Source organism: Allobosea sp. GW821-FHT12C12, from assembly GCF_058807355.1.
On sequence record NZ_JBXAQP010000010.1, the window covers coordinates 108183 to 124198 of the forward strand.

General features: G+C 65.6%; 15 protein-coding genes. 12 read left to right on the forward strand and 3 right to left on the reverse strand.

The features are described 5' to 3' along the window. Positions 1-339: 339 nt before the first annotated feature. From AC1RRW_RS15600 to AC1RRW_RS15620, 5 genes are read left to right on the forward strand one after another with little or no spacing between them, the layout of a single operon-like run. Complete coding sequence (locus AC1RRW_RS15600; protein ID WP_492901672.1) at positions 340-1407, forward strand: ABC transporter substrate-binding protein; 1068 nt, start codon at positions 340-342, stop codon at positions 1405-1407. Between the two features lie 36 nt (positions 1408-1443). Then, a complete protein-coding gene (locus AC1RRW_RS15605; protein ID WP_492901673.1) occupies positions 1444-2475 on the forward strand; it encodes an ADP-ribosylglycohydrolase family protein in 1032 nt (343 codons plus the stop codon). Between the two features lie 54 nt (positions 2476-2529). Beyond that, positions 2530-3384, forward strand: coding sequence for an ABC transporter permease (locus tag AC1RRW_RS15610; protein ID WP_492901674.1), 855 nt, complete (start codon positions 2530-2532; stop codon positions 3382-3384). A gap of 18 nt (positions 3385-3402) precedes the next feature. Beyond that, positions 3403-4185 (forward strand): ABC transporter permease, encoded by a 783-nt coding sequence (locus AC1RRW_RS15615; protein ID WP_492901675.1) that lies wholly within the window; start codon positions 3403-3405, stop codon positions 4183-4185. After that, positions 4182-5261, forward strand: coding sequence for an ABC transporter ATP-binding protein (locus AC1RRW_RS15620; protein WP_492901676.1), 1080 nt, complete (start codon positions 4182-4184; stop codon positions 5259-5261). The genes AC1RRW_RS15615 and AC1RRW_RS15620 overlap by 4 nt, the downstream gene beginning before the upstream one ends. Positions 5262-5288: 27 nt before the next feature. Here AC1RRW_RS15620 and AC1RRW_RS15625 read toward each other — a convergent pair whose 3' ends face one another. Then, positions 5289-6206 carry an SMP-30/gluconolactonase/LRE family protein gene (locus AC1RRW_RS15625; protein ID WP_492901677.1) on the reverse strand — a complete coding sequence of 306 codons (918 nt, stop codon included), beginning with the start codon at positions 6204-6206 and terminating at the stop codon, positions 5289-5291. 6 nt (positions 6207-6212) lie between these two features. Further along, entirely contained in the window at positions 6213-7298 is a 1086-nt protein-coding gene (locus tag AC1RRW_RS15630) for a LacI family DNA-binding transcriptional regulator (protein ID WP_492901678.1), read from the reverse strand. A gap of 208 nt (positions 7299-7506) precedes the next feature. Here AC1RRW_RS15630 and AC1RRW_RS15635 point away from each other — a divergent pair, with 208 nt between their 5' ends. Next, complete coding sequence (locus tag AC1RRW_RS15635) at positions 7507-8445, forward strand: nucleoside hydrolase (RefSeq protein WP_492901679.1); 939 nt, start codon at positions 7507-7509, stop codon at positions 8443-8445. A 360-nt stretch (positions 8446-8805) separates the two neighbouring features. On the opposite strand, the gene AC1RRW_RS15640 is transcribed toward AC1RRW_RS15635, so the two are convergent. Further along, on the reverse strand, positions 8806-9561 hold the full coding sequence (locus AC1RRW_RS15640; protein WP_492901680.1) for an IclR family transcriptional regulator: 756 nt from the start codon (positions 9559-9561) through the stop codon (positions 8806-8808). A gap of 85 nt (positions 9562-9646) precedes the next feature. On the opposite strand from AC1RRW_RS15640, the gene AC1RRW_RS15645 reads away from it, so the two are divergent. The 6 genes from AC1RRW_RS15645 to AC1RRW_RS15670 all read left to right on the forward strand — a co-directional run bounded on the left by AC1RRW_RS15645 (position 9647) and on the right by AC1RRW_RS15670 (position 16005). Next, the gene (locus AC1RRW_RS15645; protein WP_492901681.1) at positions 9647-11338 is read left to right on the forward strand and encodes a thiamine pyrophosphate-binding protein; all 1692 of its coding nucleotides are present in this window, start codon (positions 9647-9649) and stop codon (positions 11336-11338) included. 33 nt (positions 11339-11371) lie between these two features. After that, positions 11372-12175, forward strand: coding sequence for a substrate-binding periplasmic protein (locus AC1RRW_RS15650; protein WP_492901682.1), 804 nt, complete (start codon positions 11372-11374; stop codon positions 12173-12175). Positions 12176-12251: 76 nt separating this feature from the next. Next, the gene (locus tag AC1RRW_RS15655; RefSeq protein WP_492901683.1) at positions 12252-12920 is read left to right on the forward strand and encodes an amino acid ABC transporter permease; all 669 of its coding nucleotides are present in this window, start codon (positions 12252-12254) and stop codon (positions 12918-12920) included. Beyond that, positions 12920-13672 carry an amino acid ABC transporter ATP-binding protein gene (locus AC1RRW_RS15660; protein ID WP_492901769.1) on the forward strand — a complete coding sequence of 251 codons (753 nt, stop codon included), beginning with the start codon at positions 12920-12922 and terminating at the stop codon, positions 13670-13672. The genes AC1RRW_RS15655 and AC1RRW_RS15660 overlap by 1 nt, the downstream gene beginning before the upstream one ends. Then, on the forward strand, positions 13635-14876 hold the full coding sequence (locus tag AC1RRW_RS15665; protein ID WP_492901684.1) for an FAD-dependent oxidoreductase: 1242 nt from the start codon (positions 13635-13637) through the stop codon (positions 14874-14876). The genes AC1RRW_RS15660 and AC1RRW_RS15665 overlap by 38 nt, the downstream gene beginning before the upstream one ends. Then, positions 14857-16005, forward strand: a complete 1149-nt coding sequence (locus AC1RRW_RS15670) for an acyl-CoA dehydrogenase family protein (RefSeq protein ID WP_492901686.1) — start codon at positions 14857-14859, stop codon at positions 16003-16005. Before AC1RRW_RS15665 ends, AC1RRW_RS15670 begins: the two co-directional genes overlap by 20 nt. The last annotated feature ends 11 nt before the right edge of the window (positions 16006-16016 follow it).

The following is a 16016-nucleotide window of genomic DNA, read 5'->3' on the forward strand; positions in this document are numbered from 1 at the left end:
GATGAACTGGATCTCTGCTCTACACTGTTGGCATCTGATCCGGGATGAGACTCGGCCTGTGGGGGCGGGGCAAGCGCCCAATCGTATCGCAATCATCGATCCGATCGCCGCTTCGCCGCACGCGAAAAAGGATGACGGCGGAACAGCGGCCGGAGAAACATTAGGTTCATGATAAGCGCTTACAGTTCCTATTTCTCTATATTTTCTAGATACTTCAATTGTTTAATCCAATTTTGAACACATTCCCGCCTCGGTTGACACCAGCTTCAGCGCCTGTACTGTAAACGCTTACTCGCACTGCCACAGTGAATGGCGGCTTTGAACGAAGGGGAGTTGACCATGGCGCTGACGAATTCGCTTATCCGCGGGGCTGCCGGGATCGTACTGCTCGGCGCAGTTTCGGTCACGGTCGCGGCCGCCCAGGAGGTGCGCGTCCTCAACTGGAAGGGCTGGGGCACCGATGAGGCTTTCGCGCTCGAAGCTTTCCGGACGGCGACCGGCGCGAAGATCGTCCACGACTATATCACCTCCTATCCGGAGGTCTTCGTGAAGCTCAGGACCAATCCGGGCTATTATGACGTCCTCATCCTCAATGCCGCCTTCGTCGGCCAGGCCGCGGCCGAGGGCTTGCTCGAACCTTATGATACGGCAGGCCTCAAGAACTATCCGGACCTATTCCCGGACATGCGCGATGCCCCGCAAACCAAGTTCGAAGGCAGGACCTATGGCGTGCCCTGGATCTGGGGGGCGACCTCGATCTCTTACGACACCGCTACATTCCCGACGCCGCCGGCCTCGCTGTCGGTGCTGTGGGATCCGGCCTATGCGAAGAAGGTCTGCTGGCGCGACGATCCTGAGGATTCGGTGCGTTTCGCGGCGCTCGCGACCGGGCAGAACCCCGACGCTCCCCAGGACATGAAGGCGATCCGCGACAAGCTGCGGGCGCTGAAGCCGCAAATCAAGTCGTTCTGGAAGTCCGAGGACGAATGGCGCAAGCTGTTCGTCGCCAAGGAATGCGTGGTCTCGAATTTCTGGACCAGCAGCACAGAGCGGGCGATCGCCCGCGACAAGCTGCCCGTCAGCTACACGGTCCCGGTCGAAGGAGCGCTCGCCTTCCGCGACATGATCGTCATGCCGAAGGGCGGCCGCAACAAGGCGCTGACCGCCAAGTTCGTCGATTATCTGATCAGCCCCGAATTCTATGCCGCCTGGTACAAGGGCGGCGGCGCGCCGGTCTCGGCGAATGCCAAGGCGATGGAAGGGCTGCCCGAAAGCGCGCTCAGCAAGAAGATTCTCGCGACGCCGGAAGGGATGAAGCGGATCAACTTCAAGGGCCCGATGAGCGATGCGCAGCGCCAGAGCTATCTCGATCTCTGGCAGGAAACCAAGGCCTTCTACGCCCAATAACCGGACATCGAACGATGATTTTCGACCGGCATCCGGATGGCGGATGCCGGCATGGAGGGTGCTTTGCCTGTTTCCAACCTGACTGAGCTCGAGCAACGTGCCTTTGCCTGCCTGGCCTTCGGGGTCATCGGCGATGCGATGGGCTCTCCCACCGAGTTGCTCGAACCCGAGGAGATCGAGCGCCGCTTCGGTTGGGTAGACGGTTTCGAGGGCGACGGCACCGACGACGTCATCATGCGCGATTTCATCGCGGCTGCCCTGATCAGGACTGGAGGCTATGCCAACGCCGACGATTGGGCCGGACAATGGCGCGAGAACCGCCAGATGATCTTCGGCGACAAGTCCAATCGCTTCTTTCCGTCGATCCTGCATGCCGCCGAGAAGCTCGCCCGCGACTATCTGCCCCGGCAACTCGCCGAGGGAACCATGCCGAGCTCCACCTCCGCCATGGCCATCGCGCCTGTCGGGATCGTCAATGCCGGCCATCCACGTGCCGCCGCAGCGCAGGCGACCGAACTCGCCAGCCTGATCCACGTCACTCAGAACGGCTTCTGCCAGGATGCCGCCGCTGCCATGGCGGCCGCGACGGCGACAGCCCTGTCGCCCGACGCGACGCTCGACGCCGTCCTCGATGCGGCGGTCGAGGCGATCCGGCCCTGGAGCGGGCGCGACATGCGTGCCCTCGTGCAGAAAGCCCTGGCGCTCGCGGCCAGCGAGACTGACTTCAAGAGCTTCCGCAAAGCCTATCACGCCGGCTTCCGGCAAGCCGTAATCTGCGACAGCCGCGAAACGATCCCCGCTGCGCTGGCGATCGCGAAGCTGGCACAGGGCAATCCCTGGACCGCCGCGGTGCTCAGCGCGAATTTCGGCCGCGACTCCGATACGATCGGCTGCATGGCGGCTGGACTCTGCGGTGCCTTGGCCGGGTTGACCGCCGAGACCGAGGCGGGGATCGCCCGGCTGTCGCAATCCGTTCGCGCCGAACAGCAGCGGCTGGCGACGGCGCTTGTCGCAATCCGGGCCGAGAAGGTTGCGACCGAGGCCTCCGCCTGGTCACGACTGGCCTAGGGGCCGCCCCAGGGCCTTGGAGGCGACAAAGCCGCTCTTCAGGAGAACCACAGGATGAGAGTGAAGAGGGAGTGGGTCGGCTACGGGTTGACGGCGCCGGCCTTTATCTGGCTCTGCCTCACCATCGTGCTGCCGCTGGCGGTGATGTTCTATTTTAGCCTGCTCTCGGCAATGCCGATGGGGCTGGCGAAGCCGCACCTGACCCTGAATCAGTATCTGCTGTTCTTCGAGCGCGACTTCTATCGCTTCCTGACCTGGCGCTCGCTCCAGCTCGGCGCCTACGTCACGGCAATCTGCGTGCTGATCGGCTATCCGGCCGCACTGATCCTCGCCCGGACAGTCAAGGGACGCTGGCGCGAGGCGGTGCTGCTTCTCGTGGTCCTGCCCTTCTGGAGCAATGCCCTCATCCGCATCTTCGCCTGGACCATGGTGCTGCGCACCGACGGGCTGATCGACCAGGCCCTGCAGGTCTTCATTCCAGGCGCGTCGCTCGGGATTCTCTACAGCTATCCGGCAATCGTCGTCGGATTGGTCCATTCCTTCCTGCCCTACATGATCCTGACCTGCTACATCTCGCTGCAGGCAATCGACGACTCGCTGATCGAGGCTGGGCAGGCACTCGGCGCCCACGACCTCACGGTCTTCCGCAGGATCATCCTGCCGCTCAGCCTGCCAGGCCTGTTCGTTGGGATCGTGCTGACCTTCGTGCCCGTCGTCGGCTCGTTCATGGAGCCGCGCATCCTTGGCGGCCCGCAGGGAATCATGCTCGGCACGATCATCGAGGACCAGTTCACCGAGGTCTTCAACTGGCCACTCGGCGCGGCGCTGTCCTTCACGCTTCTCGCACTCGTCCTGCTCGTCTTCCTGGTGGCCTCTCCGCTGCTCAGGGGCGGGCTGAAGACGGCCTGATCCGGAGGCATTGTTCGCATGGTGCGCCTGCGCTCACTGTTCGGCTGGGGTTACATCACCGCCCTGCTGATCTTCCTCTATCTTCCCATCGCCGTGATGATGCTGATGGGGTTCAACGAGTCGAGCAGCTACGAACTGCCGTTCCGCTTCAGCCTGACCTGGTATCAGGAGCTCTCGCGGAACGAGACCTTGTGGCGCGCCGGTGGCAACAGCGTGCTGCTCGCCCTCGTCAGCACGATGGTCGCGACGATCATCGGCACCGCCGCCGCGCTCGCCCTGTCGCGCTATCGGGTGAAGGGCCATGTTCTGCTGCAAATCCTGCTGTTCCCTCCGATGGCGGTGCCATGGCTGATCCTGGCCACCTCGATGCTGATCTTCTTCTATTACTCCGGCATCGGCCGCGGCCTGCACGCGATGCTGCTCGCCCACGTCGCGCTCTCGCTGCCTTATGTCATCATCGTCGTCGGCGCTCGCTTGCAGAGCTTCGGCCAGGAAATGGAGGAGGCGGCCGCGACGCTCGGCGCCAATGCCTGGCAGACTTTCATGCGGGTCACACTACCGACAATCGCGCCCGGCGTAGTGGCGGCAGCTCTTTTCGCCTTCGGCATCTCCTTCGATCAGTTCGTGACCTCCTATTTCCTGTCGCCGCCAGGCGTCACGACGCTGCCGGTCGAAATCTATGCCTCGATCCGCAAGGGCTTCACGCCCGAGATCAACGCCATTTCGACCATCATCATCATCGTGTCGATGCTGCTGCTCGTCGTCGTGTCCCGCTTCTATGCTTTTGGAGGCTCGAAATGAGCAGCGTCGACATTCGCTCGGTATCCAAGCGCTATGGCGACGTCGTCGCGCTCCACGAGGTCAGCTTGCAATTCGCCGAGCGCGAATTCTTCGGGCTGCTAGGTCCGAGCGGCAGCGGCAAGACCACGCTGCTGCGCTCGATCGCCGGCTTCGTCGAGCCAAGCAACGGCCAGATCCTCGTCGAAGGCTCCGACATCAGCCGCACCCCGACCTACAAGCGGAACATCGGCATGGTCTTCCAGAACTATGCGCTGTTCCCGCATATGACCGTGTACGACAACGTCGCCTTTCCGCTCTCGGTGCGGCGGGTGCCGGCGGCGGAGATCAAATCCCGGGTGTCGAAGATCCTGGAGCTGGTCCAGCTTGGGGGCTACGGCGCCCGCCGACCCAAGGAACTGTCAGGCGGCCAGCAGCAACGCATCGCCCTTGCCCGCGCCCTGGTTTCGCGTCCGCGCGTGCTGCTCCTCGACGAGCCTCTCGGAGCGCTCGACAAGAACCTGCGCACGCAGATGCAGATCGAGCTCCGACAGATTCAGCGCGAAGTCGGGATCACCACCGTGCTGGTCACGCACGACCAGGAGGAGGCGATGACCCTGTCAGATCGCATCGCCGTCTTCCAAAAGGGCGAAGTCGTCCAGCTCGGCCGCCCAGACGAGCTCTATGAGCGGCCGCGCAACGCCTTCGCGGCGGAATTCTTCGGCACGACCAATTTCTTCCAGGGCAAGGCGGCGGGCCGGCGTGGAGAACTCGGCATCGTCGGGCTGGAAGACGGCACGCCGCTGCTGACCAGTGATCGGTTGCCGGCTGCTGGACGACCGGTGACGGTGACCGTCCGGCCCGAGAAGTTCCTGATCTCGGCGGCCGCGGCGCCCACCGGAGACGATGCTGCGAACACACTGGCCGGAACCGTGATCCAGCCGGTCTATATGGGCGCATCCGTGATCTACCGGGTGGCGACGGCGGCCGGCGAGCTGACGGTCTTCCAGCAGAACCGCGAGGCGCGGCTGTTTGCGGTTGGCGGCGCGGTGCGGCTGAGCTGGCTGCCGCAGCATACGGTCGTGCTGTCCGACCCATAGGAACCGGTCCGGATATGGCGGGCCCGCTTAACCCGCTGTCTGGTGCGAGAACATCAGCTTGCCAGGGACATCGAGCTCGGCTGTGAAGACACAGCCGCTCTCAGCCTCGACAATATAGAGAGTGCGGTTCTGCGGGCCGCCATAGGCGAGGTTGGTTGGTGACAGGCCATCCGGCAGGTTGATCCGCAGCACCGGCTCGCCGAGCGGGCTGAACAGCCAGACCGCGCCGAGGCCGATATGCGCCACGGCGAGGCCGCCGGCACTGTCCAAGGCGATCCCGTCGGGGCCGACTCCGCCGGAGAGCCTGATGAACACCCCAACCTTCGAGACGGTGCCGTCGCGCAGCAAGGGCAGGCGCCAGATGGCATTGTCCCGTGTCACGGCAACATAGAGCGCCGTCTCGTCGAGATTCATCACCAGGCCGTTCGGGCTGGGCAGGCCGGCCAGGACGAGATCGAGCCCGCCGTCCGGCCGAAGGCGGAAGACGCGGCCCGTCGGATCGTGCAAGCCGGTCTGCCCTTGATCGGTGAAATAAAGATTGCCGTCGGCTGCGAAAAACAGGTCGTTGGCGCCTTTGAAACCCGCGCCGTCATAGGTGGTGCAGAGCGGAGTCACCGATCCGGCCTGCGGATCGAGCAGCATGATGCCGTGGCGGTGATCGGCGACGAAGATGCGTCCGTCCCGATGGATCTTCAGGCCGTTCGGCTCGCCGTCATATTCGGCGATCAGGTTGAAGCTCCCATCCGGAGAGACACGGAAGATGCGGCCGAACGCGACATCGACCAGATAAAGGTTGCCTTCGAGGTCGAAGGACGGCCCTTCGAGCAGGGAATGGCGGGGTGCGCTGCGCAAATGCAGGTCGAGCCAGGCCGAGCGCTGCCCCGAACGGCGCAGCGCCTCGGGCAGGCGCGTGAAGCAACGCGGAGTGACTGAACGGAGCGACATCGTCATTCAGCGCCCGACGGGCCGTGCTGCCGGGCGGGCACGGGGAAGCCCCGGTGGAGGCAAGGTGCTGCCGCGAACGATCAGGCTGACTTCGACCTCGGCAATCGGCAGGACCGGCTCGCCCTGGAGTCGGCGCAGTATGTAGTCGCCGGCAGCCGTTCCGATCTGGTCGGCCGGGATGCGCAACGTCGTCAGCGGTGGCTCGAGATGAGCGGCGTAGTCGAGGTCGTTGAAGCCCGTGACCGAGATATCGCGCGGCACCTCGACACCCAATGCCTTGGCTTCGATGATCGCGCCGAAGGCAAGCTGGTCATTGCCGCAGATGACGGCGGTCGGCCGCCCCGGCGCCAAGATCAGCGTCCGCATCGCGAGCCGGCCATCGAGGATGCGATAGGGATGCTCGACCAAAACCTGCGCCGCCAAAGCGAGGCCGTGGCGAGCAAGAGCGCGCTCGATGCCAGCCACGCGCGCGGCCGCGCGGTCATTGTTCTTGGTGCGTCCTGTCACGACGCCGATCGCAGAATGCCCCAGGCCGACGAGGTAATCGACGATCTGGCCGGCGGCCTGCATATTGTCGAAGCCAACTGATGGCCGCTCGACACTGAGCGTCCAGGTTTCGACATAGGGCACGCCCTTGCGCTCGATCATCGGCAGCAGTCGCGGATCGTGCTGATCTCCAACCAGCACGAGCCCGTCGACCCCATGGGTCAGCAGCGTCGTGACCTCGCGCAATTCCGTTTCCGGATTGTAGCCGCTGCTCGTCAACAGGAGCGTATAGCCGGCCTGGTCGAGCCGTCGTTGCAAGGCTGCGATCGCCATGGCGAAGCCGCCATTCTCGATCGCTGGGACGACGGCGCCCACCGTGCGGCTGCGACGGGAGGACAGTGCGCGCGCCGCACCGTTGGGCACATAGCCGAGCTCGACCTGGGCCTGCTCGATCCGGCGGCGCAGCGCTTCGCTGACATTGGCCGATCCGTTCAGGACCCGCGACACGCTTGCCGTGGACACGCCGGCATGTATCGCGACCTCGGCCAGGCTCGCCGATGGCTGATCGGCCTTCCTTGCGGAGCGTTTTCTCGCTTTTTCAGTCATTGTGCTCGAAGCGTCGTATTGAGAAGCCAATTCATGGAAGCGCTTACATCATTCTATCTGAAATCGCCAGCCGGGAGTTCGGCAGAGTACCTAATTTGCACACATGCCGCGATTGACGCCTGCTAGTTCGCATGCGAGCAATTTGTTAGCGTTTACACAAAGCGAATATCAGCTGGCCGCCGACGGCGGCAGTGCAATGGAGGGCGGCTTGCGGCGCGTCATCATCGACTGCGATCCTGGTCATGACGATGCGATCGCGCTGTTCATGGCGCTGGCCGCGCCACAGGCGCTCGACATCCTTGGAATCACTACGGTCGCCGGCAATATCGACGTCGCTCAGGCCGAACGCAACGCTCGGGCCATCTGCCTTGCGACCGGACGCGCCGAGATTCCGGTTCGAGCCGGCTGCTCCCGCCCTCTGGTCAACCCGTTCCGTGACGCTAGCGCTTTTCATGGACATAGCGGGATGGATGGCTGGACGCGCGGATTTCCCGCCACTCCCGCTCATCCCGAACATGCCGTCGACTTCATCGTCGCAACGCTGCGCGCGGCGGAAAGACCACTGACATTGCTGTGCCTCGGGCCTTTGACCAATATCGCCATGGCGCTGGTCAAGGATCCCGGCATCACCGCAAAGATCGAGGAGATCATCGTCGCGGGTGGGGCGCGCCGGACCGGTGGCAATGTCACGCCCTGCGCCACCTTCAACATCGCCTGTGACCCGCACGCAGCTCATGTCGTCTTCGACAGCGGCTGTCGACTGGCAGCCGTCGGGCTCGACGCCAGCAGCCAGGTCATCGTGGGACCAACGGAACTGGCGCGGATCAAGGCCCTCGGCACGCCCATGGCGGCGTTAGCCTACAACATCCTCGATTTCTTCAATCGAAGACGAGTCGAGGTCTACGGTTACAGCCCCGACCAGACGGCCATCATGGACCCATGTGTCGTCGCTTACCTGCTCGCGCCGGAGTTGTTCAGCGGACACGTCGCCAACATTGCGATCGAGTACCGCTCCGAACTGACGATGGGCATGACCGTGATCGACCTCCTCGGCGTCAGCGGTCGCATTCGGAATGCACAGTGGATCGACGGCGTCGACAGTGCAGGTGTCCTCGCGCTGCTTGAGCGCGCCTTACTGATAAGCTGACTTGCGGCTCTGCGGCCTCTCGATGGGTTCCGAAGGTTGAATCGCTAGCGTAGCAGGTGTGAGGTTGCGTAGCGACGAGGTGGTGGCGTGCCGGCGCCGTGATGATCTCGTCGTATGAACAGCGGAAGGCTGCTGGGCTGCGCTGATCTCCTCTTCGAGGGCCTCAGACGGTGAGCGGGAATTCGAGATGCTCACCAAGCTATCGCAAACTTCGATATCCGCCGGGAAGCTCTCGGCCGTATCGAGATCCTGCCGGCTTTCATGCGCTCCTGCTCAGTGGGCAGCAGGGTCCAGCTTCGAGCTGCCGTCGTTGAGACGAAAAAGAGCTGGCTGGTAGGGTAGTGCCCGGTGACGTTGCCTCTACATCCAGCTCGCGTCCGCCAGCTTCGTGCCGAGCTGCCGTGATAGCGTCACGAGAGAGTCGCGGACCGTCAGCTGTTCGACGCCGGACACATTCGCGACCGGGAAGGAGACGCTGAGCGCAGCATAACCCGCGTCGCCCGGCATCTGAAACGCGGTTGCGTAGGAGGTGATGCCGTCGATGACCTCCTGCCGTGTTGCGCCAACGCGACTCGTTCGGATCTCCGCCAGTTCGGCAAGCAAATGTTCCACTTCGCGCAACGTGTGGCTCGTGAAGCTCGGAAGCTGCTCGCGCGGATAGAGCGACCTGACGCGCGCGTCGTCGAGCCGGGCGAGAAGCGCCTTGCCCGCGGCTGTGGCATGGGCAGGCAGGCGGCTGCCGGCCTCGACCACGAGACGCACCGGATAGCCGCCATGGATGCCTTCAAGCACCACGATGTCGGTACCTGAGAGCGCGGAGATCCAGCAGGAGTGGCGTGTCCGGCGGGCGAGATCGTGCATCGCCGCCCGCAGGCTCTCGCGATGGGACGAGCGCGCCCCGTAGATCGTGCCTAGGCGAAGGGCCAGCGCTCCCGGCCGGTAAGTCCTGCCGCGCGGCTCCTGCTCGATCAACCCACCTTCCTTCATCGCCGCCAGCATCCGCGAAGCCGAGCTCTTCGGAATCCCGAGATGCTCGCTAACCCGAGACACGCTGAGCTCCGGAGTGGCGTCGTCGAAAAGCTGCAGGGCGCGGATCGCGTTACGGACGGATTTCATGTGCTGGCTTTTAAGGCTTGACGAGGGAAAATGTTTAAGTCTCAAATAGAGCATATAGTTCTACATTGTGCAACAGGCGATGATAATGGTCGCGACGGTCGGTGCGGGGATCGCACGCACGCTCAAAGCGTATGGGGTCACCTGCGTGTTCGGCATGGAGGATCCAGTGCACATAACTCACGGGTTCGACGGCAATGCCGTCCGCACCGTGACGGTGCATGACGAGAAGCACGGCGCGATCATGGCCCATGGCTATGCCAAGGCGACCAACCGCCCCGGCGTGTGTTTCGCCACCTGTGGACCAGGCGCCACGAACCTGATCACCGGCCTTCTCGAGGCGCAGAAATCCTCGATGCCGGTGATCGCCTTCGTGCAGGAGATTCCGATGCGCAACCGGGACCGGCACGCGGCCAGCGAAATCGATCATGCCGCCTGCCTGGCGCCTTACGTGAAGTGGATCGGCCGCATCGAGCTGCCGGAGCGCGCGCTGGAGATTACACGCCACGCCTTTCGCATCGCGACCTCCGGCCGCCCCGGCCCGGTCGTCGTGCTCTGCCCTCCGGACGTGATGTCGCAAGAGATCGCCGACACCGTCTATGCCGACGAGGACTATGCCGCCTTCCCCGCGACGCGCAGCCGCCCCGACGCGGCGAAGATGGCTCGGGCCGTCGACCTCCTTCTCGCCGCGAAGCGTCCGGCGATCCTCGCCGGTGGCGGCGTCATCATCTCGCAGGCCTGGGACGAGACTCTCGCCCTGGCGGAGCGCCTGCGCGCGCCGGTCGCCACGACGATGAACGGTAAGGGCGCGATTGCGGACGAGCACCCGCTCAGCGTCGGCGTCTCGGGCACCTCGACCGGCGGCCTCTACGGCCGCGGCAAGATCGCCAACACGGTCATCGGGGAGGCCGACGTGCTGCTGATCGTCGGCTCCCGCAACGGCCAGATCTGCTCCTTCAACTGGACGCTGCCGCGACCGGAGACGGCGGTGGTCCATATCGACATCGATCCGGTCGAGATCGGGCGCAATTTCCGCACGGCGGTACCGCTCGTCGGCGATGCGCGCGAGACGCTGCGCGACCTGCTCGACGCGCTCGGCGACAGCCGCGTCGCGGCCGAGGATCCTACGGCCAGGCTCGCGGCCCTGCGGCGGGACTGGGAGGCCTCAACGCGCGAGGTCTTCGCCTCGGAGCAGGTGCCGGTGCGGCCCGAGCGGCTGCTCCGCGAGATCTCGGCGCGCGTGGCGGACGGGAGCATCGTCGTCACCGACGCCAGCTACGTCACGGGCTGGGCCACCAGCCATATCGACAGTTCCGGCGCCGGCAATGCGATGATCTCGCCGCGGGGCACCGGCGGCATCGGCTGGTCGCTGCCGGCGGCGATCGGAGCCAAGCTGGCGCAGCCGGAGCGGAACGTTTTGTGCATCACGGGCGACGGCGCCTTCAGCTACGTTTTCAACGAGCTGGAGACGGCGGCCCGCTATCGGGTGCCGGTCGTCGTCGTGGTCTTCAACAACGCCACGCTCGGCTTCCAGAAGCACTATGAGGAGAAGCTGTTCGGCAGCTACCGCGAATGCGACTTTATGGAGGTCGACTATGCGGCTGTCGCCAGGGCGCTGCGCTGCGAGGGCGAGCGGATCACCCGGCCTGAAGACATCGGCTCCGCCCTCGACCGCGCCCTCGCCTGCGACAAACCCTACGTCCTGGACGTGATGATCGATCCCGAAGCCATGGCGCCGATCGTGGGCCTGGATCGCGAGCAGACGCTCGAATCGCATTGACGCTTCAGCCGATCACAACAAGAGGGGATGACGATGCTGAAACTGTTGAAGACAGCCTTCCTTGCCGCCGCTATCGCGCTTGCCGGCCTGGTGCCCGCCGGCGCGGGTGAAACGCTCGACCGAATTCTGAGCGAGAAGAAAATCCGCGTCGGGCTCGTGCCCGGCTGGCCAAAGTTCATCGTACTCGATCCGCAGACCAAGAAGTACATTGGGTTCCTTGCCGAGGATCTGCAGAACTTCGAGCAGCGCATGGGCATCAAGGTCGAATTCGTCGCCACCAACTGGGCCGGCATCGTCGCCGGACTGCAGGCGGGCACGTTCGACGTGATGGTGGGCGGCGGCATCACCCCGGAGCGCGCTGCCACCGTCGCCTTCGGACAGCCCTATGCGTTCTTCAACACCTCCGCTCTAACCCGGCCCGGCAATGCGGCCACCTCGCTGGCCGATCTTGACAAGGAGGGCAAGATCATCACCGTCGTCGCCGGGACGGCGATGCACAGCTATGCCCGCCGCCGCGTGACCAAGGCGAAGCTTTCGGCGCTCGCCGATTCCTCGACCGCCGTGCTCGAGGTCATGCAGGGTCGCGCTGACGCCTATATTGGCGACAACTGGACCAACTATGTCCGCGCCAAGGAGCGGCCGACGGAGCTGAAGCTGATCCCGTTCAAGGCCGACGAGACCGAATGGGGCGGGCTGGCCTATGCGGTCCGCTACAAGGATGCTGACGTGCTTGCGCTGCTGGATGCGTACGTGACCTCGATGAAGCTGCAGCGCTGGTATCACGACCTCACCGTCAAGCACGATCTACCGCCGGAAACCCCAGACGGTCCGCGCTGATCCTCAGGGCCGTGGGGCGCCCGCCGGACAGCCCCGCGGCCGTTTTCGCCAGCCATCGGTCCCGCAGCGAGCATCGATGAACTACCGCTTCGACTTCAGCATTCTCGATCGCTACGGCCCCTACATGGCGGAGGGACTGTACCAGACTGTCGGCGTCGCTTTCCCGTCGATCGTGCTCTCGACGCTTCTGGGCGCGTTGCTCGCCACGCTGCTGCTGGTGCGCAGCCGCTGGGTGCGCTGGCCCGCGGTGGCCTTCGTCGACATCTTTCGGACGGTCCCGGTAATCTGCCTGCTGTTCTGGGTGCACTACGTCATGCCAATCCTGTTCGGCACGCGCCTAAGTGCGGTCGAGAGCGCCATCATCTCGCTCAGTCTCAACGGCGCGGCCTTCGCCTGCGAAGCCTTTCGCGGCGGGTTGGAGGCGATCCCCAACACGCAGCGGCAGGCCTCGGAATCGCTCGGCTTCAACGGGCTGCAGACGCTGCGCTACGTCGTGTTCCCGCAGGCCTTCTTCGCCACGCTGCCGGCGGTCACCAACGTCCACATCACCATCATCAAGACCGTGCCGATCGCCGTCGTGATCGCGGTCCCCGAGGTGATGTTCCGCGCCCAGGAACTCACCGTGCAGTTCTTCCGCCCCCTGGAGCTCTACACCGGGGCGGCATTGCTCTACGTCGCCCTCGTCATCGCCTATACCATGCTGATGCGGCGCCTCGAGAAGCTTCGCAAATGGGAGCCGGTGTGATGGCGACCTCCGCCCCCTTCGTCGCCGCCCGCGAGGTGGTGAAGAACTTCGGTGCCCTCCAAGTGCTCCACGGTGTCTCACTCGATGTTGCTCCAAGCGAGACCGTAGTGCTGCTCGGCCCGAGCGGCTGCGGCAAGAGCACGTTGCTGCGCTGCATCAACGGGCTGGAGCGGATCGAGGGCGGCCGCATCAGCATCGACGGGCGCGATGTCAGCTCGGCCGGTCGCAAGGATTTGCTGGCGATCCGACTCGCCACCGGCTTCGTGTTCCAGAGCTTCAACCTGTTCCCGCACATGACGGTAATGCAGAATCTTACCATCGCCCCGCGCAAGCTGCTCGGCCGCAGTCGCAAGGAGGCGGAGGACACCGCGCGCGACCTGCTGGAGCGCGTCGGCATCCCGGAGAAGGCGAACGTCTACCCTTGCGCGCTCTCCGGCGGCCAGCGCCAGCGCGTCGCTATCGCCCGCGCTCTGGCGATGCGGCCGAAGCTGATGCTGTTCGACGAGCCGACCTCGGCGCTCGATCCGGAGATGCGCGAGGAGGTGCTCGCGGTGATCCGCAGCCTCCGCGAGCGCGAGCGGGTGGCGATGATCATAGTCACCCACGAGATTGGCTTCGGCCGCGACGTCGCCGACCGGGCCGTGCTGATGGATGGCGGACGCATCGTCGAGGAAGGCGCCGCCATCTCGTTCTTCCGCAATCCGCAGAGCGAGCGTGCGCGCAGGTTCCTGCGCAGCATCGTCAACGCCTGAGCGAGGGGCGGTCATGACCGTTCGCCATGCAGAGATCGCCGGTGGCGGCTTCGCCGGCCTCGCCGCCGCAACCGCGCTCGCGCGCTACGGCTGGAGCGTCATCCTGCACGAGCGCGGCCCGCAGATCCGCGCCTTCGGCTCCGCGCTGGCCCTGTCGGAGAACGGCCTGAAGGTGCTGGAGATGCTCGGCGCCTACGACGAGGCGGTGCGTGGCGCCTTTCCACTCAGCAATCGCGAGACGCGCGACGGCGCCGATCGCCTCGTCTCCGCCTACGATTGGAAGACCGAGAGCTCGACGCTGCGCATGTTCATGCTGCTGCGCAGCCGGGTGATCGAGGCGCTGAAGAATGCCGCGCTCGCAGCCGGGGTCGATATCCACACCGGCTCCGAGGTCGGCGATGCCGACCCGGCTGGCTTCGCGGTGATGGCGGATGGCACCCGCCGGCGGGCCGACCTGGTCGTCGTCGCGGACGGCGCCGGTTCGCGCGGCGCGGTGCGGCGGCGCTTGCTGAAGAAGCACCGGTGGTTCGCCGACGGCTCTACCCGCCTGTTGTTGCCGCTACGCGACAGGCTCGACTGGCGCGAGGGTACCTTTGCCGAGTACTGGAGCGGCAGGCGTCGCGCCATGCTCGCCCCGTGCAGCGAGAGCCATTTCTATCTCGGCCTGGTCGCCCGTCATGACGACCCGGTGGGAATCCGCGCTCCCATCGACGCGGCGAGCTGGAAAGCAACTTTCCCGCAACTCGCTCCCTTCATCGACGGAATCGGCGAGCAGGAGCGCTGGAGCTGGGACCGCTACCAGAGCGTAATCCTGAAGCGCTGGCACGAAGGCAGGGTCGTCCTGCTCGGCGATGCGGCGCATGCGATGTCGCCGAATTTCGGGCAGGGCGCCGCGCTCGCGATGGGCAACGCGCTGGCGCTCGCGGCAGTAGTCGACGAGGGCGGCGGGCTCGACGCGGCGCTCGACCGCTGGGAGGCGAGCGAGCGCCCGCTGATCGACCGCACGCAGCTGCTCTCGGGCCTCTACAGCAGCCTGATGGGCTGGCCGGAGGCTATGCGCTCGGCGGCGCTCTCAGCGATGGGGCGCTCCCGCTGGATTATGCGGCAGCGTACGCTCGCCGCCTATCATGTGCCGGCCGGCTATCGCCCGCTCGCCGCGCCGCAGCCCGGCCAGGACACCGAAGATGCCGTTCGAACTGCCTGACGCGTTCGACCGTCTCGCCGGCGAGGTCGCCGCTCTCGCCCGTGCGGAACTCGCGCAAGGTGCGGTCGGGCGGGCCCACGCGCCGGGCTTCCCGCGCGACGTGACGCGGCTGTTCGCCGCGAACGGCCTCACCGGCCTCGTCGCCGGCCGGGGCAGCGAGGATCGGCCGTCCGGCGTGCTGGCGGGCGTGGTCGCCGTGGAGGCGGCGGCGCGCATCTGTCCGCGCGGGGCCGACGCGCTGCATCAGGCCAATTTCGCCGCGCCGCTGCTGCTCGCCCGCTACGGCCGGAGCGCGCGCCAGCACGAGCTGCTGGCGGAGATCCTCGCCGGTCGGGCTCTCGTGCCGATCGCCGTCAGCGAGGAGCAGGCGGGCTCGCAGTCGGCGGCACTGACCACCCGCGCCAGGCGCGAGGGCGACACGATCCTGCTCGACGGTGCCAAGCGGTTCACGGCGAATTCAGCCGAGGCCGACGGTTTCATAGTCTATGCCTGCTTCGACGAGGGCGTCGGCGCCATCGGAGCCTTGCTGCTCGAGCCCGATGCGGAGGGCCTGTCCTACGGCCCGCCGACGCATTTCATGAGCGGCGAAACTTGGCGTGCGCTGCGCTTCAACGGCGTGCGCGCCACGCAGGACGCGGTGATCTTCGAGAGAGGCGGTTTCGTCGACAAGGCCGGTTTCTTCGACGTCGAGAAACTGGGCAACGCCGCCCGCGCTCTCGGTCTGGGCTGGTGCGCCCTCGATCTCGCCGTCGGCCACGCCGGCGAGCGGCGGCAGTTCGGTCGCCCGCTCGCCGAGTTCCAGGGCCTGCAATGGCAGCTCGCCGACGCGCGGCAGGCGCTCGAGGCAGCGCAACTCGTCCTCTACCGGGCGGCGGCGCGCGCCGACCGCGGGACGTCGCGTGGCGAGGATTCGTCCTGCGCGAAGCTGGCCTGCAACCGCGCCGCGATGGCAGCCGCCGATCTGGCCGTTCAGACGCTCGGCGGCCAGGGCTACTCCCAGGACGCGCTCGCCGAATACTGCTTCCGCAAGGCGCGCGGCCATCTCATCAACGGCGGCGTCATCGAGCTGATGCTGACCCGCATCGCCGAGGGCATCTTCGCCCGCAAGTTCCCGCAGCAGCCGGGCTGAGCCCGGACGAT

Excerpts from the sequence above, each read along its gene's own strand:
- AC1RRW_RS15625 (WP_492901677.1), bottom strand. The coding sequence starts at position 6,206 with ATGTCGCTCCGTTCAGTCACTCCGCGTTGCTTCACGCGCCTGCCCGAG.
- AC1RRW_RS15605 (WP_492901673.1), top strand. The coding sequence starts at position 1,444 with ATGGCGGATGCCGGCATGGAGGGTGCTTTGCCTGTTTCCAACCTGACT.
- AC1RRW_RS15660 (WP_492901769.1), top strand. The coding sequence starts at position 12,920 with ATGGCGACCTCCGCCCCCTTCGTCGCCGCCCGCGAGGTGGTGAAGAAC.
- AC1RRW_RS15630 (WP_492901678.1), bottom strand. The coding sequence starts at position 7,298 with ATGACTGAAAAAGCGAGAAAACGCTCCGCAAGGAAGGCCGATCAGCCA.
- AC1RRW_RS15645 (WP_492901681.1), top strand. The coding sequence starts at position 9,647 with ATGGTCGCGACGGTCGGTGCGGGGATCGCACGCACGCTCAAAGCGTAT.
- AC1RRW_RS15670 (WP_492901686.1), top strand. The coding sequence starts at position 14,857 with ATGCCGTTCGAACTGCCTGACGCGTTCGACCGTCTCGCCGGCGAGGTC.
- AC1RRW_RS15640 (WP_492901680.1), bottom strand. The coding sequence starts at position 9,561 with ATGAAATCCGTCCGTAACGCGATCCGCGCCCTGCAGCTTTTCGACGAC.
- AC1RRW_RS15620 (WP_492901676.1), top strand. The coding sequence starts at position 4,182 with ATGAGCAGCGTCGACATTCGCTCGGTATCCAAGCGCTATGGCGACGTC.
- AC1RRW_RS15650 (WP_492901682.1), top strand. The coding sequence starts at position 11,372 with ATGCTGAAACTGTTGAAGACAGCCTTCCTTGCCGCCGCTATCGCGCTT.
- AC1RRW_RS15610 (WP_492901674.1), top strand. The coding sequence starts at position 2,530 with ATGAGAGTGAAGAGGGAGTGGGTCGGCTACGGGTTGACGGCGCCGGCC.
- AC1RRW_RS15600 (WP_492901672.1), top strand. The coding sequence starts at position 340 with ATGGCGCTGACGAATTCGCTTATCCGCGGGGCTGCCGGGATCGTACTG.
- AC1RRW_RS15615 (WP_492901675.1), top strand. The coding sequence starts at position 3,403 with ATGGTGCGCCTGCGCTCACTGTTCGGCTGGGGTTACATCACCGCCCTG.
- AC1RRW_RS15655 (WP_492901683.1), top strand. The coding sequence starts at position 12,252 with ATGAACTACCGCTTCGACTTCAGCATTCTCGATCGCTACGGCCCCTAC.